This is a genomic window from Burkholderia sp. 9779_493 (genome assembly GCF_015712215.1).
GTDB classification, from domain to species: Bacteria; Pseudomonadota; Gammaproteobacteria; order Burkholderiales; family Burkholderiaceae; genus Burkholderia; species Burkholderia cenocepacia.
Genome location: NZ_JACCQA010000018.1, coordinates 43,517 through 66,515 on the forward strand (window position 1 = coordinate 43,517; position 22,999 = coordinate 66,515).

Consider the following 22,999-nt stretch of genomic DNA (forward strand, 5'->3'; position numbering starts at 1 on the left):
CCGTGCCGCCTCTTGCCCGCATCGCGCGGAGCGCGCCGCGTCACACGCGGAACGATTCCCCGCACCCGCACTCGTCCTTCACGTTCGGGTTGTTGAACTTGAACCCTTCGTTCAGGCCTTCGCGGGCGAAGTCGAGCTCGGTGCCGTCGATATAGGCGAGGCTCTTCGGGTCAACGATGACCTTCACGCCATGGCTCTCAAACACCTGATCCTCGGGCGCCAGCTCGTCGACATACTCGAGCTTGTACGCGAGTCCCGAGCACCCGGTCGTGCGAACGCCGAGCCGCAGGCCCATACCCTTACCGCGACGGACGAGGTATTTCTGCACGTGCTGTGCTGCTTTTTCGGTCAGTGTAATTGCCATGATGTCCTTGCCGCGGCGCCCCACCCGGAGGCACCGCGTTTCCTTCCCTAGCCGCTCGGTGCCGCTCAGGCTGCTGCCTGATCGCCTTCCTTGGTGTCGTGGCGCTTCTTGTAGTCGGCCACGGCTGCCTTGATCGCGTCTTCCGCGAGGATCGAGCAGTGAATCTTCACCGGCGGCAGCGCGAGTTCCTCGGCGATCTGCGTGTTCTTGATCGACAGTGCCTCGTCGAGCGTCTTGCCCTTCACCCATTCGGTGACGAGCGAGCTCGATGCGATCGCCGAACCGCAACCGTAGGTCTTGAACTTCGCGTCTTCGATCACGCCGTCCGCGCCGACGCGGATCTGCAGCTTCATCACGTCGCCGCAAGCCGGCGCGCCGACCATGCCCGTGCCAACCGTGTCGTCGTCCTTCGCGAACGAACCGACGTTGCGCGGGTTTTCGTAGTGATCCAGAACCTTGTTGCTGTAAGACATGACTCAGACTCCTTGACTCGTTACGTCTGCGTGCGTCAATCCGCCCGCGGTTGCATTCAATGCGGTATCAGTGTGCGGCCCATTCGATCGTCGACAGATCGATGCCTTCCTGGTGCATTTCCCAGAGCGGCGACAGTTCGCGCAGCTTCGCGATCTTGCTGTTCAGCAGATCGATCACGAAGTCGACTTCCTGCTCCGTCGTGAAGCGGCCGACCGTGAAGCGGATCGAGCTGTGCGCGAGTTCGTCGTTGCGGCCGAGCGCACGCAGCACGTACGACGGCTCCAGCGACGCCGACGTGCACGCGGAGCCCGACGACACCGCGACGTCCTTGATCGCCATGATCAGCGACTCGCCTTCGACGAAGTTGAAGCTGATGTTCAGGTTGTGCGGGACACGGTGATCCATGTCGCCGTTCACGTAGGTTTCCTCGATCTGCGACAGGCCGCGCAGCAGCTTGTCGCGCAGCATGCGGATGCGCTCGTTCTCGGTCGCCATTTCCTCGCGGGCGATACGGAACGCTTCGCCCATGCCGACGATCTGGTGCGTCGGCAGCGTGCCCGAACGCATGCCGCGTTCGTGGCCGCCGCCGTGCATCTGCGCCTCGATGCGCACGCGCGGCTTGCGACGCACGTACAGCGCACCGATGCCCTTCGGGCCGTAGGTCTTGTGGGCCGAGAACGACATCAGGTCGACCTTCAGCTTCGCGAGATCGATCGCAACCTTGCCGGTCGACTGCGCGGCATCGACGTGGAACACGATGCCCTTCTCGCGGCAGATCTCGCCGATCGTCTCGATGTCCTGGATCACGCCGATCTCGTTGTTCACGTGCATCACCGACACGAGGATCGTGTCCGGGCGCAGCGCGGCCTTGAACACGTCGAGATCGATCAGGCCGTCATCCTTCACGTCGAGGTAGGTGACTTCGAAACCGTCGCGCTCGAGCTCGCGGCACGTATCGAGCACGGCCTTGTGCTCGGTCTTCACCGTGATGATGTGCTTGCCCTTGCCCTTGTAGAAGTTCGCGGCGCCCTTGATCGCGAGGTTGTCCGACTCGGTGGCGCCGGACGTCCAGATGATCTCGCGCGGATCCGCGTTCACGAGCGCGGCCACTTGCTCGCGTGCTTCCTCGACCGCACGCTCCGCGTCCCAGCCATAGGCGTGGCTGCGCGACGCCGGGTTGCCGAACTGCTCGCGCAGGTACGGCACCATCTTGTCGACCACGCGCGGATCGACCGGCGTCGTCGCGCTGTAATCCATATAGATGGGCAGGTGGAGAGTCTCTTGGGTCATCTGTCGCTCCGGGTATTCTGTGCAGGGACTATGTGCGTTATGGGGTATGGCGGGCGCCTTCGCGCTCACGAACTCGCGATGTTGAACACCGAATTGGGGCCGAGCGGCATCGTGCGCGCGGGCTCGGCCGGTGCGGCGACGGGCTCGGGCGCGCGACGATCGCGCAGCACCGCGGGGGCGCCCTCGCGTGCGCGCTGCTGATCGACGAGATCCTGCAGCGACACCGAATCGAGGTATTCGACCATCTTCTGGTTCAGCGTCGACCACAGCTCGTGCGTCATGCAATGGCCGTCGGGCTGCTTCGAGCCGTCGCACGTGCCTTTGCCGCCGCACTGCGTGGCGTCGAGCGGTTCATCGACCGCGATGATGATGTCGGCAACGGTGACGTCCTGCGCGCGACGCGCGAGGTTGTAGCCGCCGCCCGGGCCGCGCACGGATTCGACGATTTCATGCCTGCGCAGCTTGCCGAACAGCTGTTCGAGATACGAGAGCGAAATCCGCTGGCGCTGGCTGATGCCTGCAAGCGTCACCGGGCCCTGCTCCTGGCGCAGTGCCAAGTCAATCATCGCCGTGACGGCGAAACGGCCTTTGGTGGTGAGTCTCATGGTGTCTAGGGGACTGCAATCTTGACGATTTTGGTCAAGTATAAATATTTGACGTTTTTAGTCAAGTATCCATGTCTTTGAAAGGGTATTCGCAGACCGCTGAATACCGTGCGATCAGCGCGCCGTGCGGGCCCGGAGCGTCTCCAGCAGGCCCGCGCACGCGCGCTCGACCTGGTCGAGCACCTGTTCGAAGCCCTGCGCACCGCCGAAATACGGATCGGCCACTTCGGTTTCGGTCGCGCCCGGCGCGAACTCCATCAGCAGACGCACCTTGTCGCGATGCTGCGGCGGGCAACGGCGGCGCAGTTCGGCGAGATTCGCCTCGTCCATCGCGAGCAGCAGATCGAACCGCTCGAAATCCGCCGCGCTCACCTGCCGCGCGCGCAGCGCCGACAGATCGTAGCCGCGGCTCCGGGCGGCCGCCTGCGCGCGCGTATCGGGCGGCTCGCCCACGTGCCAGTCGCCGGTGCCGGCCGAATCGATCGCGATCCGGTCGGCCAGCGCGGCCGCGTCGACCTGGTGGCGCATCACCCCTTCCGCGGTGGGCGAACGGCAGATGTTGCCGAGACAGACGAAACAGATCGCAACGCGGGTCATCGCACTATCGGAAAGCCGCGGCGGACCGCGTGGGAGAAGAACACGCCATTATACAAAGGCGACCGGAATCGCGCCGCCGCGCCAAGCGACGGCGCCATGCCTTACAGCGCCTTCGGCGCAGCGAGCGCAATCTCGCCGGATGCCGCCGGCAGCGGCGTCGCCGCGTCGCCGACCAGCCCGAACGACACCGCGCGCGCCAGTTCGGCGGACGCCTGGTGAACCGCGAGCGGGCCGCGCGACGGCGCACCGGCCGTCGCATGCAGATAGGCAACCGCTGCCAGCGGAACCACGATTGCCAGCGGCCAGTACATCGATATTGTCTTTTTCATGATGCGGACCTCCTTGACCTCGTACCCCGAAACCCAATTCCGGGGACTACAGACGAGATTCTATAGACCGCATCTATCGAGATAAATATACAAATAGCGAACGCACTGTTGCTGCCCGCTGAACAGTGTCAGCCGAGGTGACTTTGCGACGCCGCGTACAGCTCGCGGAACGTGCGCCCGGTCGGCGTCGGCATGTCGCGCGTGTCCATCCAGCCGCCCATCATCGGCAGGCGCCGCAACGTGCCGCCGTTGTCGCCCAACCGTTCGAGGATGCGCACCGCGAGCTTGGTCGTCAGCGCATACAGCATCGGCCGCCGGGCGAAGAAACCCCACGCGGCGAGCGCCGCCCGCTCGCGCCAGGGCCGCAGATGGCGCTCGACCTGCTTCTCGCGCAGCGTGCGCAGCAGGTGCGACAACGGAATCCCGGCCGGACAGACGCTGTCGCATTCGCCGCACAGCGTCGCGGCCTGCGGCAGGTCGAGCGTGCGGTCGAGCCCGACGTAGCTCGGCGTCAGCACCGAGCCCATCGGCCCCGGATAGACCCAGCCGTACGCATGACCGCCGACCTTCTGGTACACCGGGCAATGGTTCATGCACGCGCCGCAGCGGATGCAGCGCAGCATCTCCTGGAATTCGCCGCCGATCAGGCCGGTGCGGCCGCCGTCGACGAGCACCACGTAGTTGTGCTCGGGGCCGTCCTCGTCGCCCGGCCCGCGCGGCCCGGTCAGCAGCGAGAAGTAGTTCGACGTCTTCTGCCCGGTTGCGGAGCGCGGCAGCAGCCGCATCGCGGTCGCGAGATCCTCGAGCGTCGGCAGCACCTTCTCGATGCCCGTCACCGCAACATGCACGCGCGGCATGACCGTGCACATGCCCTCGTTCCCTTCGTTCGTCACGATCGCGACCGAGCCCGTCTCCGCGATCACGAAATTGCCGCCCGTCACGCCCATGTCGGCCGACATGAAATGCGGGCGCAGCACCTCGCGCGCCTCGCGCGTCATGTCCGGAATCTCGGTGAGCCGCTCACGCCGGTGCGTGCGCGCGAACAGGTCGGCGATCTCGTCCTTGTCCTTGTGCACGACGGGCGCAATGATGTGGCTCGGCGGCTCGTTGTCGTTGATCTGCAGGATGTATTCGCCGAGGTCCGTCTCGATCGACTGCACGCCCATCTCCGCGAGCACCGCGTTCAGGCGCATTTCCTCGGACACCATCGACTTGGTCTTGATGACCTTCTTCACGTCGTGCCGGCGCGCGATGTCGGCCACGAGCCGCGCGGCGTCCGCGGTCGTCTCGGCGAACAGGACCGTCGTGCCGCGCCGCGTCGCCTCGCGCTCGAATGCCTCGAGCCACACGTCGAGATGCTCGAGCGCGCGGTTGCGGCGCGCCTTGAGCGCGGCGCGCGTGGCCGGGAAGTCGATCAGGGTCATCGCGTCGGCGCGGGCGGACACGAACTTCGTCGACAGCTTCTTCAGGTTCTGCTGCAGGCGCTGGTCGGCCAGCTTCTGGCCGGCGCGCGCCTTGAAATGCATCGATTGGACTTGCATCGCGGTATCGGGGAAAAGTGAGCGGAACCGGGCGTCAGACGTCGCCCGCCAGCACCTGCGCGACGTGCAGCACGCGCGTGTCGCGGTCGCCGGTGCGGCGCAACCGCCCTTCGATGTTCAGCATGCAGCCGAGATCGCCGAGCACGACGGTGCCCGCGCCCGACGCGCGCACGTTCGCGCATTTCTCGTCCGCGATGGCCGCCGAGATGTCGCCGTACTTGACCGCGAACGTGCCGCCGAAGCCGCAACAGTGCTCGCAATCCTTCATCTCGGTCACCGCGACGCCGCGCTGCGCGAGCAGCGCGCGCGGCTGCGCCTTCACGCCGAGCTCGCGCAGGCCCGAGCATGAATCGTGATAGGTGACCGGCCCGGCGAATTCGCCCGGCGCGAGCGACACCTTCGCGACGTTCGCGAGGAAATCGGTCAGTTCGTGGACTTTCTGCTGGAATCGCGTGTAGCGCCCCATCAGTTCGGGGTCGTCGCGGAACAGGTCGCCGTAGTGCGCGCGGATCATCCCGCCGCACGAACCCGACGGCGCGACGACGTAATCGAACTGCTCGAACTCGCGCAGCGTCTTTTCCGCGAGATCGCGCGCGAGCGCACGGTCGCCCGAGTTGTAGGCCGGCTGGCCGCAGCAGGTCTGCGCGGGCGGCACGATCACCTCGTAGCCGGCGTCGCGAATCAGCTTGAGCGCCGAAAAGCCGATTTCGGGGCGCATCAGGTCGACCAGGCAGGTGACGAACAAACCGACTCGCATACGTGCTCCTTCGAGAAAACGGCTCTCATTATCCGACGTTTGGCCAGCAAGACCAACGCCGGCCCGCGCGCAAGCCCGCACTGCGCGAAACGAGGACTTCCTCGAACGGCGTTCGCTTTTTTCACAATACGAGATACAATCGTTGCAACACCGCTTGACGCGTCAACCGATTCCTCCCCCGACATGAGCCAACCCACCCCGGATTCAAAAACGTCGATCCAGGTGATCGAACGCATGATGCGGTTGCTGGACGCGCTCGCCGCGCACAGTGACCCGGTCAGCCTGAAGGAACTTGCGCAGCGCACGGAGCTGCACCCGTCGACCGCGCACCGCATCCTCAACGACATGGTGACCTGCCGCCTGGTCGACCGCTCCGATCCCGGCACCTACCGCCTCGGCATGCGGCTGCTCGAGCTCGGCAATCTCGTGAAGGCGCGCCTGTCGGTGCGCGATGCGGCGCTGATGCCGATGCGCGAGTTGCACCGCCTCACCGGGCAGACCGTGAACCTGTCGGTGCGCCAGGGCGACGAGATCGTCTATATCGAGCGCGCGTACTCCGAGCGCTCGGGCATGCAGGTCGTCCGCGCGATCGGCGGCCGCGCGCCGCTGCACCTCACGTCGGTCGGCAAGCTGTTCCTCGCGGCCGACGAAACGTCGCGCGTGCGTGCCTATGCGACGCGCACGGGGCTGTCCGGCCATACGCAGAACAGCATCACCGACATCGCGAAGCTCGAGCGCGAGCTGACGATCGTCCGCCAGCAATCGTGCGCGCGCGACAACGAGGAGCTCGAGCTCGGCGTGCGCTGTATCGCGGCCGGCATCTACGACGATTCGGGCAAGCTCGTCGCGGGCCTGTCGCTGTCGGCGCCGGCCGACCGCCTGCAGGACGCGTGGCTCGGCCAGTTGAGCCGCACGGCGCTCACCATCTCGGAATCGCTCGGCTACCGGCCGGCGCCCGAGAAGGACGTGGACGGGTTGCAACGGCAGGCGTAAGCCGCGCCGTCGGCCCGGTTCCCGCTCCGGTGTGTCGCCGGACGAAAAAAGCCCCGCGATTGCGGGGCTTTTTCGTTGCGGCGATCGATACGGCGGCGAACCGCCGCACACGATCAGGTGCCGCCGCTCGGCGTGTTGGCCGCCGTCAGGCGTTCGCCGCCGCCGGCATCGAGCCAGTTGCGCAAGCGCGACGCGTCGGCGAAGCGCGAGTACTTGCCGAACGAATCGAGCAGCACCATCACCATCGGCCGGCCGTGGATCGTCGCCTGCATCACCAGGCATTCGCCCGCTTCGTTGATGAAGCCCGTCTTCTGCAGGCCGATGTCCCACGAGCCGTTGCCGCGGATCAGCGCGTTGGTGCTGTTGTAGACCAGGTTGCGCTTGCCCGTGTACACCTCGTAGGTGCGATCGGTCGAGAACTGGCGGATCATCGGGTACTGGTACGCCGCATTGACCATCTTCACGAGATCGCGCGCGCTCGACACGTTCGAGCTCGACAGGCCGGTCGAATTCTCGAAGTGCGTATCGGTCATGCCGAGCGACTTCGCCTTCGCGTTCATCGCCGCGATGAACGCCGGACGGCCGCCCGGGTAATAACGCGACAGCGCGGCGGCCGCGCGGTTTTCCGACGCCATCAGCGCGATGTGCAGCATGTCCTCGCGCGACAGCACCGAGCCGACCGACAGGCGCGAGCCCGTGCCCTTCTCGTAGTCGCGGTCTTCGTCGGTGACTTCGAGCTGGTCGGTCATCGGCGACTTCGAGTCGAGCACGACCATCGCCGTCATCAGCTTCGAGATCGACGCGATCGGCACGACCGCGTGCGAATTCTTGTCGAACAGCGGCTCGCCGGAATTCTGGTCGACGACGTACGCGACGCTGGAGCGCAGCGCGAGCGCGTCGGGCGTGTCGTGCAGGCCGAACGCCTGGCCGACCGTCGGACGGCGCGGCTGGAACGCGACCTTGCGCACCGCGCCGCGATGGCCGCCGTGCACGTTGTTCGCCGCAAGCGTCACGCGCTTTCGCGACGCTTTCGCGCGCGGCGCATCGGCCGCGGCGACCTTGGCGGATTTATCGGGGGTCGCCTTGGCCGACTTCTTCTTCGCTGACGAAGCAGGAGCGACGGCTTTTTTCTTGGCGGCTTGGGTCTTCGCAGTGGCGGCGAAGGCATCGGCAGGCGTGACGGACGCGGTGGTCGCCAGCAACGCGACTGCGACCGACACAGCCGTGCCGAGCGTCATGCTCTGCAACAATCTGCGCGGTGAAAACGATTCGGCTTTCATTGGGGTCTGGACAAAGCGGGCGGGAGGTTTCCGCAAGTGTAGTTAAAGCTGAAAAAAAGAGCAATATTAGGCACTTACCGATCGTCGTTAAACCGGAATGTAAGGGTCGGCCAACCTCCGGCCAATCGACCCTTCCGCTCCCATCGAAAAAATCCATGGGATGCACTGCCCGACAGCGCCCGTCTCCCGATTACCACACGGTTAATTGAGATAACGTCACTTCGGAGGCAATTTAAAGCGGGGAAAGTACGTATCCGGCGCTCGGCGTGCCAAAGGCGCCGGTCTCGACCGTGGCGGCGGCACGTCGCCACGGCACGCGCATCGAAACGGCGCGCTTTTCGACAGGAACAGAAGGATAACGTTCCATGGGCCTGTCAGGTTTACCTGTGCGTGATCATGGTGCGGCGCGCTTGCCCCGCCGTCGTGCGCACCATCTGGGAACAAGCCTGAAACCGATTCCGAACCGCTACGATAACTCGTTGTTTTATCGATAATTTGTCGCGATTGTGCAACGCACAAAAAATACTTGACATCCGTTTTCTCTGCCCTAAAATAGGCCTCATTGCTGCGTTGCACAAAGCACGCATCGCCGAAGTTCCCCAGCGTAGTGCCCTTTACCCTGCGATCGACGCGATCGCTTTTCAGGAGCTTGACATGTCCTTGCTGACCCCCGAGCAAATCGCCGCCGCCCAGAAAGCCAACCTCGAAAGCCTGTTCGGTCTGACGACCAAGGCGTTCGAAGGCGTCGAAAAGCTGATCGAACTCAACCTGCAGGTCGTGAAGTCGACGCTGGCCGAGGGCCAGGAAAACGCGCAGCGTCTGCTGTCGGTGAAGGACGCGCAGGAACTGATCGCGCTGCAGGCGAGCCTGTCGCAGCCGGTCGCGGAAAAGGTGCTGTCGTACGGCCGTCACCTGTACGAAATCGCATCGTCGACGCAAGCCGAGTTCGCGAAGGTTGCCGAAGCGCAATTCGAAGAGCAGAACAAGAAGGTCCAGGCGCTCGTCGACAACGTCGCGAAGAACGCCCCGGCCGGTTCGGAAACGGCTGTCGCCGCACTGAAGTCGGCACTGAACGCTGCGAACACCACGTACGAAACGGTTCAGAAGGCCACGAAGCAAGCGGTCGAAATCGCTGAAACGAACTTCAACGCCGCTGCTGCCGTCGCAACGAAGGCTGCCACCGCCGCTGCCGCACGTCGTTCGAGCAAGCCGGCCGCGTAAGCGTCCCCTGCTCCTGAAAGAGCCGCGCCCAGCGCGGCTTTTTCGTTTCTGGCGCCGGAACATGGGGGCGTGGGCGAGCGGCAACGGCGCTCCGCCTTCTAGCCTGTCGCGCGCACACCAAAGAAAACGCCGCCGCCCGGATGATCCGGGCGGCGGCGTTTTTTCCGGGCCGGCACGTGGCCGGCCGCGCCGTTCGCGTTACTTCTTGCGCTGCGGCGGCAGGTCCGTACAGACGCCTTCGTACAGCTCGGCGGCCATGCCGACCGATTCGCCGAGCGTCGGGTGCGGATGGATCGTCTTGCCGATGTCTTCCGCGTCCGCGCCCATCTCGACCGCGAGGCACACTTCGCTGATCAGATCGCCCGCGTTCAGGCCGACGATCGCGCCGCCGATCACGCGATGGGTTTCCTCGTCGAAGATCAGTTTCGTGAAACCTTCGTCGCGGCCGTTCGCGATCGCGCGGCCCGAAGCGGCCCACGGGAACACGGCCTTACCGTACTTGATGCCTTCGGCCTTGCACTGGTCTTCCGTCTTGCCGGCCCACGCCACTTCCGGATCGGTGTAGGCCACCGACGGAATCTGCAGCGCGTCGAAGTACGCCTTCTCGCCGTGCGCGGCTTCCGCGGCAACGTGGCCTTCGTGCACGGCCTTGTGCGCGAGCATCGGCTGGCCGACGATATCGCCGATCGCGAAGATGTGCGGCACGTTCGTACGCATCTGCTTGTCGACCTCGATGAAGCCGCGATCCGTAACCGCGACGCCGGCCTTGTCGGCACCGATCTTCTTGCCGTTCGGGCTGCGGCCCACCGCGACGAGCACGAGGTCGTAGCGCTGCGCTTCCGCCGGCGCCTTCTCGCCCTCGAACTTCACGTAGATGCCGTCTTCCTTCGCTTCCGCGCCGACCGTCTTGGTCTTCAGCATCACGTTGCCGAAGCGCTTCGCGTTGTACTTTTCCCAGACCTTCACGAGATCGCGGTCGGCGCCCATCATCAGGCCGTCCATCATTTCGACGACGTCGATCTCGGCGCCGAGCGTCGAGTACACCGTGGCCATTTCGAGGCCGATGATGCCGCCGCCGATCACGAGCATGCGCTTGGGCAATTGGCGCAGTTCGAGCGCGCCCGTCGAATCGACGACGCGCGGGTCTTCCGGCATGAACGGCAGCTTCACGGCCTGCGAGCCCGCGGCGATGATCGCCTGCTTGAACTTGACGACCTTCTTGCCGTTTTCGCCCTGCACTTCCATGTGGAACGGATCGACGAACGCGCCGACGCCGGTGACCACTTCGACCTTGCGTGCCTTCGCCATGCCGGCGAGGCCCGTCGTCAGCTTCTTGACGACGCCGCCCTTGAAGTCGCGCAGCTTGTCGAGATCGACTTGCGGCTTGCCGAACGTGATGCCGTGCGACGCGAGCGCCGCGGCTTCCTCGACGACGAGCGACGTATGCAGCAGTGCCTTCGACGGGATGCAACCGACGTTCAGGCACACGCCGCCGAGCGTCGAGTAGCGTTCGACGAGCACGGTCTTCATGCCGAGGTCGGCCGCGCGGAACGCGGCCGAGTAACCGCCGGGGCCGGCGCCGAGCACGAGCATGTCGCACTCTATGTCGGCCGCGCCGCTGTAGCTGCCGGCTTGCGGCGCGGGTGCCGGCGCGGCGGCCGGGGCCGGTGCAGCTGCTGCGGCCTTCGGCGCTTCGGGTGCTTTCGCGGGTGCGGGCGCGGCTGCGCCTGCCGATGCTTCGACGATGGCGATGACGGTGCCTTGCGAGACTTTCTCGCCGGCCTTGACCTTGACTTCCTTGACGGTGCCGGCGACGTCGCTGGGCACTTCCATGGAGGCTTTATCGGATTCGAGCGTGATGAGCGTTTGCTCTTTTTCGATCACGTCGCCGGGTTTCACGTTGACTTCGATGACATCGACGCCGCTGAAATCGCCGATATCCGGAACCTTGACTTCGATGAGACTCATGACTGTCCCCTTCTTGATTGACTGCAGACAGAGGGGGAGGAACCCGCGAAAGAACCTGACTACGGCCGGGCAAAAACCACAACCCTGGGCATGACCACCTTTGCCGTCCGCCCAAGGACGCGCCTTTCTTTTGGTTACTTTTCTTTGGAAGACAAAGAAAAGTGACCGCCGCCCCGCGCAGGGGCGACGCTAGCAGACCGTTAGCGCAACAGGTTCAACGAAAGGGCGTAGAGAACCAACAACAAACCCACGCCCCCGCGAGCCACCTCCCCGCTCATCAAAGAATGATGCGACGGAAATCGCCGAGCAACGCGCCGAGATACGCATTGAACCGCGCGGCTTCCGCGCCATCGATCACGCGATGGTCATACGACAGCGACAGCGGCAGCATGAGACGCGGCACGAACTGCTTGCCGTCCCACACCGGCTTCATCTGGCCGCGCGACAACCCGAGGATCGCCACTTCCGGCGCGTTGATGATCGGCGTGAAGTTCGTCCCGCCGATCCCGCCGAGCGACGAGATCGAGAAGCAGCCGCCCTGCATCTGGTCCGGCTTCAGCTTGCCTTCGCGCGCGGCCTTCGACAGGTCGCTCATTTCCTTCGCGATGTCGACGAGGCCCTTCTTGTCCGCATCGCGGATCACCGGCACGACGAGGCCGTTCGGCGTATCGGCCGCGAAACCGACGTGGAAGTACTGCTTGAACACGAGGTTGTCGCCGTCGAGGCTCGCGTTGAAGGTCGGGAATTTCTTCAGCGCGGCGACGACTGCCTTGATCACGAACGCGAGCATCGTGAACTTCACGCCCGCCTTTTCGTGCTCCTTGTTCAGCTGGACGCGCAGCGCCTCGAGCTCGGTGATGTCCGCTTCGTCGTTGTTCGTGACGTGCGGGATCATCACCCAGTTGCGATGCAGGTTCGCGCCCGAGATCTTCTTGATGCGCGACAGCGGCTTCGCCTCGAACGGGCCGAACTTCGAGAAGTCGACCTTCGGCCACGGCAGCAGGTTCAGCTCGCCGCCGCCTGCCGGCGCGGCTGCCGCGCCCGGCGCCGCACGCTGGCCCGTCATCACGCCCTTCACGAAGCCCGTGACGTCTTCCTTCGTAATGCGGCCCTTCGGACCCGAACCCTGCACGCGTGCGACGTCGACGCCGAGTTCGCGTGCGAACTTGCGGACCGACGGCGATGCGTGGCTGGCGCGGTATTCGCCCGACGGCGCGGCGGCCGGGGCGGCGGCTGCCGGTGCCGGCGCAGCCTTCGCAGGCGCGGGCGCCGGTGCAGCGGCAGGCGCGGGCGCGGCAGCGGCCGGAGCCGGTGCGCTGGCCTGCGGTGCGGCAGCCGGTGCGCCGGCGGCTTCGAGCAGCACGATCAGCGTGCCTTCCGACACCGAATCGCCCACCTTGACCTTGATGTCCTTCACGACGCCGGCGGCCGGGCTCGGCACGTCCATCGTCGCCTTGTCCGATTCGAGCGTGACGAGCGACTGTTCCTTCTCGACCGTGTCGCCGACCTTTACGCCGATCTCGATCACCGGAACGTCCTTGTAGTCGCCGATGTCGGGCACCTTCACTTCGAGCGTGCCGTCGGATGCTGCCGGGGCGGCAGCGGGCGCAGCAGCGGCCGGCGCCGCTGCGGGAGCCGGCGCTGCTGCCGGCGCGGCCGCGCCGTTCGCCTGGGCGCCTGCGCCGCCTTCGAGCAGGACGATCAGCGAGCCTTCCGACACGGAATCGCCGACCTTGACCTTGATTTCCTTCACGACGCCGCCGACCGGGCTCGGCACGTCCATCGTCGCCTTGTCCGACTCGAGCGTGACGAGCGACTGCTCGGGCTCGACCGTATCGCCCACCTTCACGCCGATCTCGATGACCGGCACGTCCTTGTAATCGCCGATATCCGGCACCTTCACTTCGATCGCTTGACTCATCTGTTTCTGTCTCCATGGCCGCGCGCGCTCCTCGCGGGAGCGGCGCGCGGCATCACACGGCGTGTGCGTTAAACGGTCATCGGGTTGGGCTTGGACGGATCGAGGTTGTACTTGGCGATCGCGTCCGCGACCACCTTGCGCTCGATCGTGCCTTCGTCGGCCAGCGCGTTGAGCGCGGCGACGGTGACCCAGTGACGGTCGACCTCGAAGAAGTGACGCAGCTTCTCGCGGGTATCCGAACGGCCAAAGCCGTCGGTGCCCAGCACGACGAAGCGGCGATCGATCTGGCCACGGATCTGGTCGACCAGCGCACGGACGTAGTCGGTCGATGCGATGACCGGGCCCTGCGTGTCCTTCAGGCACTTCTGCACGTGCGACAGGCGACGCTCCTCGGTCGGATGGAGCAGGTTCCAGCGCTCGACCTCATGGCCTTCGCGCGCGAGTTCCGTGAAGCTCGGCACGCTCCACAGGTCAGCGGCGACGCCCCAGTCGTTCTTCAGCAGGTCGGCGGCGGCGATCACTTCGTTGAAGATCGTGCCCGCGCCGAGCAGCTGGACGCGCGGCGCCTTCTTGTCGGCGTCGGCCTTCTTGAACGCGTACATGCCCTTGATGATGTCGGCCGCCACGTGCTCGCCCTGCGGAATCGCCGGGTGCTCGTAGTTTTCGTTCATCACCGTGATGTAGTAGTACACGTCTTCCTGCTCCTGCACCATGCGGCGCAGGCCGTCCTGGATGATCACCGCGAGTTCGTAGCCGAACGTCGGGTCGTAGCTCACGCAGTTCGGCACCGAGGCCGCCCACAGGAGCGAGTGACCGTCTTCGTGCTGCAGGCCTTCGCCGTTCAGCGTCGTCCGGCCCGCCGTGCCGCCCAGCAGGAAGCCGCGCGAACGCATGTCGCCCGCGGCCCACGCGAGGTCGCCGATCCGCTGGAAGCCGAACATCGAGTAGAAGATGTAGAACGGCACCATGATCTCGCCGTGCGTCGAATACGACGTCGCCGCCGCGATCCAGTCGCACATGCCGCCCGCTTCGTTGATGCCTTCCTGCAGGATCTGGCCGGTCTGCGATTCCTTGTAGAACATCAGCTGGTCGGAATCTTCCGGCACGTACTTCTGGCCTTCCTGGTTCCAGATACCGATCTGGCGGAACAGGCCTTCCATGCCGAACGTACGCGATTCGTCCGGGACGATCGGCACGACGCGCTTGCCGAGCGCCTTGTCCTTCAGCAGGATGTTCAGGATCCGCACGAACGCCATCGTCGTCGAGATCTCGCGGCCTTCGCCCGTGCCCTTCAAGAGCGGCTCGAACGCGTCGAGCGCCGGCACCGGCAGCGACGTCGCCTTCTCGCGGCGGTGCGGCAGGTAGCCGCCGAGGTCCATGCGCTTCTGGCGCATGTATTCGAGTTCCTTCGAACCTTCCTCGAACTTGAGGTACGGCACGTCGGCGATCTGCTCGTCGGTGATCGGCAGGCGGAACTGGTCACGGAACTTCTTCAGTTGCTCGACCGGCAGCTTCTTCTGCTGGTGCGTGATGTTCATCGCCTGGCCCGACTCGCCCATCCCGTAGCCCTTGATGGTCTTCGCGAGGATGACGGTCGGCGCGCCCTTCGTGTTCGTGGCTTCGTGGAACGCCGCGTAGATCTTGTGCGGATCGTGACCGCCGCGGTTCAGCGCCCAGATGTCGTCGTCCGACCAGTCGGCGACCAGCGCCTTCAGTTCAGGCGTGTTGAAGAAGTGCTCGCGCACGTACGCGCCCGACTCCGACTTGTACGTCTGGTATTCGCCGTCGACGCACTCCATCATGCGGCGCATCAGCGCGCCCGACTTGTCGCGCGCGAACAGCGCATCCCAGCGGCTGCCCCAGATGACCTTGATCACGTTCCAGCCGGCGCCGCGGAATTCCGATTCGAGTTCCTGGATGATCTTGCCGTTGCCGCGCACCGGGCCGTCGAGACGCTGCAGGTTGCAGTTGATCACGAACACGAGGTTGTCGAGCTTCTCGCGGCTCGCCATGCCGATCGCGCCGAGCGATTCCGGCTCGTCCGTCTCGCCGTCGCCGAGGAACGCCCATACCTTGCGGCCTTCCGTCTTCGCGATGCCGCGCGACTCCAGGTACTTCATGAAGCGCGCCTGGTAGATCGCCATGATCGGGCCGAGACCCATCGACACGGTCGGGAACTGCCAGAAATCCGGCATCAGCCACGGGTGCGGGTACGACGAGATGCCCTTGCCGTCGACTTCCTGGCGGAAGTTGTCGAGCTGCTCTTCCGACAGACGGCCGAGCAGGAACGCGCGCGAGTACACGCCCGGCGACGAGTGGCCCTGCACGAACACGAGATCGCCGCCGTGCTGGTCGGACGCTGCGTGCCAGAAGTGGTTGTAGCCGACGTCGTAGAGCGTCGCGGCCGACGCGAACGACGCGATGTGGCCGCCGACGTTCGTGTCCTTGCCTGCGCGCAGCACCATCGCCAGCGCGTTCCAGCGCGTGTACGAACGGATGCGGTGCTCGATGTCCTGGTCGCCCGGAATCTTCGCCTGGGCTTCGACCGGAATCGTGTTGATGTACGGGGTATTGGCGGAGAACGGCAGGTGTTCGCCGTGCATGCGGGCGAATTCGATCTGCTTTTCGATCAGGTAATGCGCACGGCCAGTGCCCACGGAGGAGATCACGCCATCGAGCGACTCCAGCCACTCGACGGTTTCTTGCGGGTCGTCGTCACGTTCGGCGGCGACATATTTCATCACTTCGTTCGGTACAGCGGACATTCTCGTCTCCTGGGTCCTGGAATGTGAGGATCGCTCTCGTGCAGACGACGCGACGCGGCCGGCTGCGGGCAAGCTCCAGCGGATTGTAATGAGCGTGGACGGGCCCGCGCAACAAAATTTTCGAATTGTGAGATCTTTTCTCGCAATGCGGAATATTGCTGCGCTGCACCCATATTTCGGGGCTCTCCGGCACGTCTCGTCGGAACAAAACCGTTTCCGTTCAACATATCCGGTATAGGTTTTCCATGTATTGCGCTGCGCTACAATCCTGCCATGTTGACCGATCGGCTTTTCGCACGCTCGGCGCGACCGCCGGGCCCGCCGGCGGAGTCGCAGCCGTCCCGTTGGCACCACGGACCGTGGTGGTCCAATTCCTATTTGCTGACGCCGCTGCTGTCGATCCTGGTGTTCCTCGTGGTGATGAGCCTCATCCTGTGGAGCCTGAACCGGCGCGAACAGCAGCAGCAGGAAGACACACTGTTTCGCAACGTCGCGTGGGCCCAGCAGCAGATCCGCCTGTCGATGACGGGCGCGCAGGAACAGTTGCAGGCGCTGTCGCGCGATCTCGCGTCCGGCCGTCTCGACCAGAATGCATTCCAGATGGCCGTCGCGGACGTGATGCAGACGCATCCGGAAATCCTTTACCTGAACTGGTATACGGCGCCCGGCGTGCAACGCTGGCCCACCGTGCATCCGCCGCTGCTCGGCCAGCGCCTCGCGAAGCCCGGCGACGCACAGATGCAGGACGCCGTGCGCGGCGCATACGACGAAGCGCGCAGCACGCGCCGCCAGGCCTATTCGCCGCTGATCTACGACGACTTCGGTAACGGCTTCATCACGTTGCAGACGCCCGTGATGCGCGGCGACCGCGACTATCTCGGCTCGATCGCCGCGGTGTTCTCGGTCGAGGGCATCCTGAAGCACGACATCCCGCAGGAACTGTCGTCGAAGTACAAGATCTCGATCACCGATTCGAACAACCGCGAACTGTCGTCCACGTCGACACGCCCGCGCCTGCCGCGCGACTCCCACTACGATCTGCCGCTCGACCCGCCCGGCCAGGGGCTGACGGTGCGCGTGTATGCGTTCCCGCAGCTCACCAACCTGACCAACAACACACTCGTGTGGCTCGTCGCCGGCCTGTCGTGCTTCGTGCTGTGGAGTCTCTGGAGCCTGTGGAAGCACACGCGCCAGCGCTTCGAGGCACAGCAGGCGCTGTACGCGGAAGCGTTCTTCCGCCGCGCGATGGAAAACTCGGTGCTGATCGGCATGCGCGTGCTCGACATGCACGGCCGCATCACGCACGTGAACCCTGCCTTCTGCCGGATGACGGGCTGGGACGAAACCGATCTCGTCGGCAAGGTCGCACCGTTCCCGTACTGGCCGCGCGACGCGTACCCGGAAATGCAGCGCCAGCTCGACATGACGCTGCGCGGCAAGGCGCCGAGCTCGGGCTTCGAGCTGCGCGTGCGGCGCAAGAACGGCACGCTGTTCCATGCGCGCCTGTACGTGTCACCGCTGATCGACAGCTCGGGCCGCCAGACCGGCTGGATGTCGTCGATGACCGACATCACCGAGCCGAAGCGCGCACGCGAGGAACTCGCCGCCGCGCACGAACGCTTCACGACGGTGCTCGAAAGCCTCGACGCCGCGGTGTCGGTGCTCGCCGCCGACGAAGCCGAGCTGCTGTTCGCGAACCGCTACTACCGCCACCTGTTCGGCATTCGTCCGGACGGCCACCTGGAGCTGTCGGGCGGCGGCTTCGACCGCGCGCAGGCGTCGTCCGACTCGATCGACATGGTCGACGCGTTCGCGGGGCTGCCGGCCGCCGCGCTGACGAGCAGCACCGCCGATGCGCAGGAGGTGTACGTCGAGAGCATCCAGAAGTGGTTCGAGGTGCGCCGCCAGTACATCCAGTGGGTGGACGGCCACCTCGCGCAGATGCAGATCGCGACCGACATCACGACCCGCAAGAAAGCGCAGGAGCTCGCGCACCAGCAGGAAGAAAAGCTGCAGTTCACGAGCCGATTGATGACGATGGGTGAAATGGCGTCGTCGATTGCTCACGAATTGAATCAGCCGCTCGCCGCGATCAACAACTACTGCTCGGGTACGCTCGCGCTCGTGAAGAGCGGCCGCGGCACGCCCGAGACGCTGCAGCCCGCGCTGGAAAAGACCGCGCAGCAGGCGCTGCGCGCGGGGATGATCGTCAAACGGATCCGCGAATTCGTGAAGCGCAGCGAGCCGAAGCGCCAGCCGGCGCGGGTCGCGGACATCGTCGCCGATGCGGTCGGGCTGGCCGAAATCGAGGCCAGAAAGCGCAGGATCCGGATCGTCACGGAAATCCTCGCAAGAATGCCTATTATTTATGTCGACCCCGTGCTGATCGAACAGGTGCTGATGAACCTGATGAAGAACGCAGCCGAGGCGATGGCCGACGTGAAACCGGCGTCGGCAGACGGCGTGATCCGCGTCGTCGCCGACATCGATGCGGGCTTCGTCGACATCCGTGTGATCGACCAGGGCCCGGGCGTCGATGAAGCGACCGCCGAGCGCCTGTTCGAACCGTTTTACAGCACCAAGTCCGATGGCATGGGCATGGGGCTGAACATCTGCCGTTCGATCATCGAATCGCATCGGGGGCGTCTGTGGGTGGTCAACAACGTCGAGCCGGATGGCCGCATTTCCGGCGCGACGTTCCACTGCAGCCTGCCCATTGGGGAACCCGCTGATCTCGGCCAAGGGGGGCGCGAGGCATCGGCATCACATACCGTTACGGGAGAACTATGAATAGCCCTGTCACCACCACTCAGGAAACCGTCTTTGTCGTCGACGACGACGAGGCCGTACGGGACTCGCTGCGCTGGCTGCTGGAGGCGAACGGCTATCGCGTGCAATGCTTCTCGAGCGCCGAGCAGTTCCTCGATGCCTACCAGCCGGCGCAGCAGGCCGGCCAGATCGCGTGCCTGATCCTCGACGTGCGAATGTCGGGCATGAGTGGCCTCGAATTGCAGGAACGCCTGATCGCCGACAATGCCGCGCTGCCGATCATCTTCGTCACGGGTCACGGCGACGTGCCGATGGCCGTGTCGACGATGAAAAAGGGTGCGATGGACTTTATCGAGAAACCGTTCGACGAAGCCGAGCTGCGCAAGCTCGTCGAGCGGATGCTCGACAAGGCCCGAAGCGAAAGCAAGAGCGTCCAGGAACAGCGTGCCGCGAGCGAACGCCTGTCGAAGCTGACCGCGCGCGAGCAGCAGGTGCTCGAGCGGATCATCGCCGGCCGCCTGAACAAGCAGATCGCCGATGACCTCGGCATCAGCATCAAGACGGTCGAGGCGCACCGCGCGAACATCATGGAAAAGCTCAACGTCAACACGGTGGCCGACCTGCTGCGCCTCGCGCTGTCGAAGAAGCAGGCCTGAGCGGGTTCTCCGGCCGCGGCGGCACGGCCCGCCCGGCCCGCCACCGGTATTTGCCGCCCCGCGCGATGCGGCCCACTCGTGCGGCGGCGGCCGTTCCTCCCGGCGCGCACGCGCCGCGGCCATGACGCTTCCCGTTGATTCGCTGTCGGACGGCAGCAGGCGAACGGTATAATTACGTGTTTTGCTACGGCGCTTCGCGCGTCGTACGCCCGCATTCCAACTTCCCGGCAGGACCCACCACCATGACAGCCCTCCTCATCGACGGCAACGCCCTCTCGAAGACCCTGCGCGGTCAGGCCGCCGAGCGTGCCGCCGCACTGACCGCCCGCGGCCACCAGCCCGGTCTCGCGGTGATCCTCGTCGGCGAAAATCCGGCGAGCGAAGTCTACGTGCGCAACAAGATCAAGGCCTGCGAGGACAACGGCTTCTTCTCGCTGAAGGATGCGTACCCGGCCACGCTGTCCGAAGCCGACCTGCTCGCGCGCATCGACGAACTGAACCGCGACCCGAAGATCCACGGCATCCTCGTCCAGTTGCCGCTGCCCGCGCACATCGACAGCCACAAGGTGATCGAGGCGATCGCGCCGGAAAAGGACGTCGACGGCTTTCACGTCGCGAACGCCGGCGCGCTGATGACCGGCAAGCCGCTGTTCCGCCCGTGCACGCCATACGGCGTGATGAAGATGTTCGAAGCGCACGGCATTGCGCTGCAGGGCGCGAACGCGGTCGTGATCGGCCGCTCGAACATCGTCGGCAAGCCGATGGCGATGATGCTGCTCGACGCCGGCGCGACCGTGACGATTTGCCACAGCAAGACGCGCGACCTCGCCGCGCATACGCGCGAGGCCGACATCGTGGTCGCCGCGGTCGGCAAGCGCAACATCCTGACCGCCGACATGGTGAAGCCGGGCGCGACGGTGATCGACGTCGGCATGAACCGTGACGACGCAGGCAAGCTGTGCGGCGACGTCGATTTCGCGGGCGTGAAGGAAGTCGCCGGCTACATCACGCCGGTGCCGGGCGGCGTCGGTCCGATGACCATCACGATGCTGCTGATCAACACGATCGAATCCGCCGAACGCGCTGCGGCCGCCGCGGCCTGACGCGCCACCCGCCCAGCCGGCGCACGCTTCCGTGCGCCGGTGTCTCGCCAGCCGCAATCGCCCGGCTGCATCGCGCCAGCCGGCACGCCCCGCTGCGCATCCGACCCTGCGTCAATCGCGTCATTAGAAACTAACGATTGGAAAGCGCACGATGCGCCCCAATAATGTCGGTATCGGGCGCGTTCGCGCGCCGCCGCCGTTACCCTTTTCATCCCGGTTCATCCGGCAACAGACAGGGAGTCTTATGTCCGCCAGCGCCAACACCAATCCGCTCCTCGACTTCTCCGGCCTGCCCCGTTTCGGCGAGATCCGCCCGGAACACGTGACGCCCGCGCTCGATACGCTGCTCGATGCCGCCAGCCGCGCGGTCGAAGCCGCGAGCGCGAGCGACACGCCGTCGACCTGGGCCGCCGTCGTCGAGACGGTCGAGCGGGCCACGGAGCCGCTCGGCCGCGCATGGGGCATCGTCGGCCACCTGAACGCGGTCGCCGACACGCCCGAACTGCGGGCTGCGTACGGTGAAAACCTGCCGCGCGTGACCGAATTCTGGTCGAGCGTCGGCCAGAATCTCGCGCTGTACGAAAAGTACAAGGCGATCGCCGCGAGCGCCGAATACGCGACGCTGTCGGCCGAGCGCAAGAAGATCCTCGACAATGCGCTGCGCGACTTCCGCCTGTCGGGCGCCGAGCTGCCGGAGGACCAGAAGCCGCGCTTCGCGGAACTGCAGGAACAGCAGGCCGCGCTGTCGAAGGCGTTCTCCGATCACGTGCTCGACGCGACCAACGCGTACGCGTACTTCGCCCACGACGAAGCCGAGCTGGCCGGCCTGCCCGGCGACGCGATCGAGGCCGCCCGCGAAGCCGCGCAAAAGGACGGCAAGGAAGGCTGGAAATTCACGCTGCATTTCCCGTCGTACTTCCCGGTGCTGCAGTACGCGGACAACCGCGCGCTGCGCGAGACGCTCTACCGCGCCTATGCGACGCGCGCGTCGGAGCTCGGGCCGCAATACGGCGACGGCAAGGCCGAATGGGACAACACGGCGATCGTCGCCGACGAGCTGAAGCTGCGCCGTGAAGAAGCGCAGATGCTCGGCTACCGCAATTTCGCCGAAGTGTCGCTCGCGTCGAAGATGGCCGAATCGCCGCAGCAGGTGATCGCATTCCTCGAGGATCTCGCGACGCGCGCCCGCCCGCACGCGGACAAGGACTGGGACGAACTGCGCACGTTCGCCGCGAAGGAGCTCGGCCTCACCGAGCTCGCCCCGTGGGACGTCGCGTACGCGGCCGAAAAACTCCGCCAGCAGCGCTATGCGTTCTCGGAAAACGAGGTCAAGCAGTACTTCCCGGAACCGGCCGCGCTGAAGGGCCTGTTCACCGTCACCGAAACGCTGTTCGGCGTGCGGATCAAGCCGGACGACGCGCCGGTGTGGCACAAGGACGTGCGCTTCTTCCGCGTCGAGAACCGCGACGGCTCGCTCGTCGCGCAGTTCTACCTCGACCTGTACGCACGCGAAGGCAAGCGCGGCGGCGCGTGGATGGACGACGCGCGGTCGCGCGCGAAGCGCGGCGGCGACGTGCAGACGCCCGTTGCGTACCTGACCTGCAACTTCTCCGCGCCGGTCGGCGGCAAACCCGCATGCTTCACGCACGATGAAGTCATCACGCTGTTCCATGAATTCGGCCACGGGCTGCACCACATGCTCACGCGCGTCGACGAGCTCGGCGTGTCGGGCATCAACGGCGTCGAATGGGATGCGGTCGAACTGCCGTCGCAGTTCATGGAAAACTTCTGCTGGGAATGGGACGTGCTGTCGTCGATGTCGTCGCACGTCGACACGGGTGCGTCGCTGCCGCGCGAGCTGTTCGACAAGATGATCGCCGCGAAGAACTTCCAGAGCGGGCTCGGCACGCTGCGCCAGATCGTGTTCTCGATGTTCGACATGCTGCTGCACGTCGACTTCGACCCGGCCGGCACCACCGGCGTGACCGCGTTCGCACGCGAGATCAACGAGCGCTATCACGTGATCCCGCAGGCGCCGTTCTCGCGCTGGCCGAACACGTTCAGCCACATCTTCGCGGGCGGCTATGCGGCCGGGTACTACAGCTACAAGTGGGCCGAAGTGCTGTCGGCCGATGCGTACGCGGCGTTCGAGGAAGCGGCCGCCGCCAGCGGCAGCGTGCTCGACGCGGCAACCGGCACGCGCTATCGCCGCGAAATCCTCGAGGTCGGCGGCAGCCGTCCGGCGATGGAATCGTTCAAGGCGTTCCGCGGCCGCGAGCCGCAGATCGACGCGCTGCTGCGCCACAACGGGATGGCCGCGTCCGCGCACTGAGCGCGCGTAGCCCGGCTCGTCCGGCCGCATCGAC

The 22,999-nt window shown here is 65.5% G+C and carries 19 protein-coding genes; 6 read left to right on the forward strand and 13 right to left on the reverse strand.

Translation table 11 applies throughout. The annotated features are described in order from the left end of the window. Nucleotides 1–40 precede the first annotated feature (40 nt). From iscA to H0X95_RS19845, 8 genes are all read right to left on the reverse strand, one after another. Nucleotides 41–364 (reverse strand): iron-sulfur cluster assembly protein IscA, encoded by a 324-nt coding sequence (gene iscA / locus H0X95_RS19810; protein ID WP_012492710.1) that lies wholly within the window; start codon nucleotides 362–364, stop codon nucleotides 41–43. Between the two features lie 65 nt (nucleotides 365–429). Continuing rightward, entirely contained in the window at nucleotides 430–837 is a 408-nt protein-coding gene (gene iscU / locus H0X95_RS19815) for a Fe-S cluster assembly scaffold IscU (RefSeq protein WP_006481982.1), read from the reverse strand. A 67-nt stretch (nucleotides 838–904) separates the two neighbouring features. Then, complete coding sequence (locus H0X95_RS19820) at nucleotides 905–2,128, reverse strand: IscS subfamily cysteine desulfurase (RefSeq protein WP_006481979.1); 1,224 nt, start codon at nucleotides 2,126–2,128, stop codon at nucleotides 905–907. Nucleotides 2,129–2,193: 65 nt separating this feature from the next. Beyond that, nucleotides 2,194–2,733: a Fe-S cluster assembly transcriptional regulator IscR gene (iscR, locus tag H0X95_RS19825; protein WP_006481969.1), complete on the reverse strand. Its 540-nt coding sequence runs from the start codon at nucleotides 2,731–2,733 to the stop codon at nucleotides 2,194–2,196. Nucleotides 2,734–2,847: 114 nt separating this feature from the next. Further along, entirely contained in the window at nucleotides 2,848–3,330 is a 483-nt protein-coding gene (locus H0X95_RS19830) for a low molecular weight protein-tyrosine-phosphatase (RefSeq protein ID WP_006481978.1), read from the reverse strand. A gap of 101 nt (nucleotides 3,331–3,431) precedes the next feature. Beyond that, a complete protein-coding gene (locus tag H0X95_RS19835) occupies nucleotides 3,432–3,659 on the reverse strand; it encodes a hypothetical protein (RefSeq protein ID WP_006481968.1) in 228 nt (75 codons plus the stop codon). 128 nt (nucleotides 3,660–3,787) lie between these two features. Beyond that, nucleotides 3,788–5,200 (reverse strand): lactate utilization protein B, encoded by a 1,413-nt coding sequence (locus tag H0X95_RS19840; protein WP_034201550.1) that lies wholly within the window; start codon nucleotides 5,198–5,200, stop codon nucleotides 3,788–3,790. 34 nt (nucleotides 5,201–5,234) lie between these two features. After that, nucleotides 5,235–5,957 (reverse strand): (Fe-S)-binding protein, encoded by a 723-nt coding sequence (locus H0X95_RS19845; protein ID WP_006481974.1) that lies wholly within the window; start codon nucleotides 5,955–5,957, stop codon nucleotides 5,235–5,237. A gap of 183 nt (nucleotides 5,958–6,140) precedes the next feature. Between H0X95_RS19845 and H0X95_RS19850 the strand changes: the two genes are divergently transcribed. Continuing rightward, nucleotides 6,141–6,950 carry an IclR family transcriptional regulator gene (locus H0X95_RS19850; RefSeq protein ID WP_006478384.1) on the forward strand — a complete coding sequence of 270 codons (810 nt, stop codon included), beginning with the start codon at nucleotides 6,141–6,143 and terminating at the stop codon, nucleotides 6,948–6,950. A gap of 113 nt (nucleotides 6,951–7,063) precedes the next feature. On the opposite strand, the gene pbpG is transcribed toward H0X95_RS19850, so the two are convergent. Both pbpG and H0X95_RS36190 read right to left on the reverse strand, forming a co-directional pair. After that, nucleotides 7,064–8,230: a D-alanyl-D-alanine endopeptidase gene (gene pbpG / locus H0X95_RS19855; RefSeq protein WP_006481981.1), complete on the reverse strand. Its 1,167-nt coding sequence runs from the start codon at nucleotides 8,228–8,230 to the stop codon at nucleotides 7,064–7,066. Nucleotides 8,231–8,462: 232 nt separating this feature from the next. Next, nucleotides 8,463–8,597, reverse strand: coding sequence for a hypothetical protein (locus H0X95_RS36190; protein ID WP_256858327.1), 135 nt, complete (start codon nucleotides 8,595–8,597; stop codon nucleotides 8,463–8,465). Nucleotides 8,598–8,884: 287 nt separating this feature from the next. Between H0X95_RS36190 and H0X95_RS19860 the strand changes: the two genes are divergently transcribed. Beyond that, nucleotides 8,885–9,451, forward strand: coding sequence for a phasin family protein (locus tag H0X95_RS19860; protein ID WP_006481973.1), 567 nt, complete (start codon nucleotides 8,885–8,887; stop codon nucleotides 9,449–9,451). Nucleotides 9,452–9,649: 198 nt separating this feature from the next. Here the strand turns inward: H0X95_RS19860 and lpdA are convergent, their stop codons facing one another. The 3 genes from lpdA to aceE form a co-directional block, all read right to left on the reverse strand. Further along, nucleotides 9,650–11,419: a dihydrolipoyl dehydrogenase gene (lpdA, locus tag H0X95_RS19865; protein WP_006481971.1), complete on the reverse strand. Its 1,770-nt coding sequence runs from the start codon at nucleotides 11,417–11,419 to the stop codon at nucleotides 9,650–9,652. Nucleotides 11,420–11,696: 277 nt separating this feature from the next. Next, complete coding sequence (gene aceF / locus H0X95_RS19870; RefSeq protein ID WP_059722826.1) at nucleotides 11,697–13,340, reverse strand: dihydrolipoyllysine-residue acetyltransferase; 1,644 nt, start codon at nucleotides 13,338–13,340, stop codon at nucleotides 11,697–11,699. Nucleotides 13,341–13,408: 68 nt separating this feature from the next. Further along, a complete protein-coding gene (gene aceE, locus H0X95_RS19875) occupies nucleotides 13,409–16,105 on the reverse strand; it encodes a pyruvate dehydrogenase (acetyl-transferring), homodimeric type (protein WP_006482558.1) in 2,697 nt (898 codons plus the stop codon). Nucleotides 16,106–16,378: 273 nt separating this feature from the next. Here aceE and fixL point away from each other — a divergent pair, with 273 nt between their 5' ends. The 4 genes from fixL to H0X95_RS19895 all read left to right on the forward strand — a co-directional run bounded on the left by fixL (nucleotide 16,379) and on the right by H0X95_RS19895 (nucleotide 22,965). After that, nucleotides 16,379–18,895 carry an oxygen sensor histidine kinase FixL gene (fixL, locus tag H0X95_RS19880; protein WP_012492712.1) on the forward strand — a complete coding sequence of 839 codons (2,517 nt, stop codon included), beginning with the start codon at nucleotides 16,379–16,381 and terminating at the stop codon, nucleotides 18,893–18,895. Beyond that, nucleotides 18,892–19,530 (forward strand): oxygen response regulator transcription factor FixJ, encoded by a 639-nt coding sequence (gene fixJ, locus H0X95_RS19885; protein WP_006493245.1) that lies wholly within the window; start codon nucleotides 18,892–18,894, stop codon nucleotides 19,528–19,530. Before fixL ends, fixJ begins: the two co-directional genes overlap by 4 nt. A 242-nt stretch (nucleotides 19,531–19,772) precedes the next feature. Next, complete coding sequence (gene folD / locus H0X95_RS19890) at nucleotides 19,773–20,633, forward strand: bifunctional methylenetetrahydrofolate dehydrogenase/methenyltetrahydrofolate cyclohydrolase FolD (protein ID WP_006482550.1); 861 nt, start codon at nucleotides 19,773–19,775, stop codon at nucleotides 20,631–20,633. A 244-nt stretch (nucleotides 20,634–20,877) separates the two neighbouring features. Further along, nucleotides 20,878–22,965, forward strand: coding sequence for a M3 family metallopeptidase (locus tag H0X95_RS19895; RefSeq protein WP_058901613.1), 2,088 nt, complete (start codon nucleotides 20,878–20,880; stop codon nucleotides 22,963–22,965). The last annotated feature ends 34 nt before the right edge of the window (nucleotides 22,966–22,999 follow it).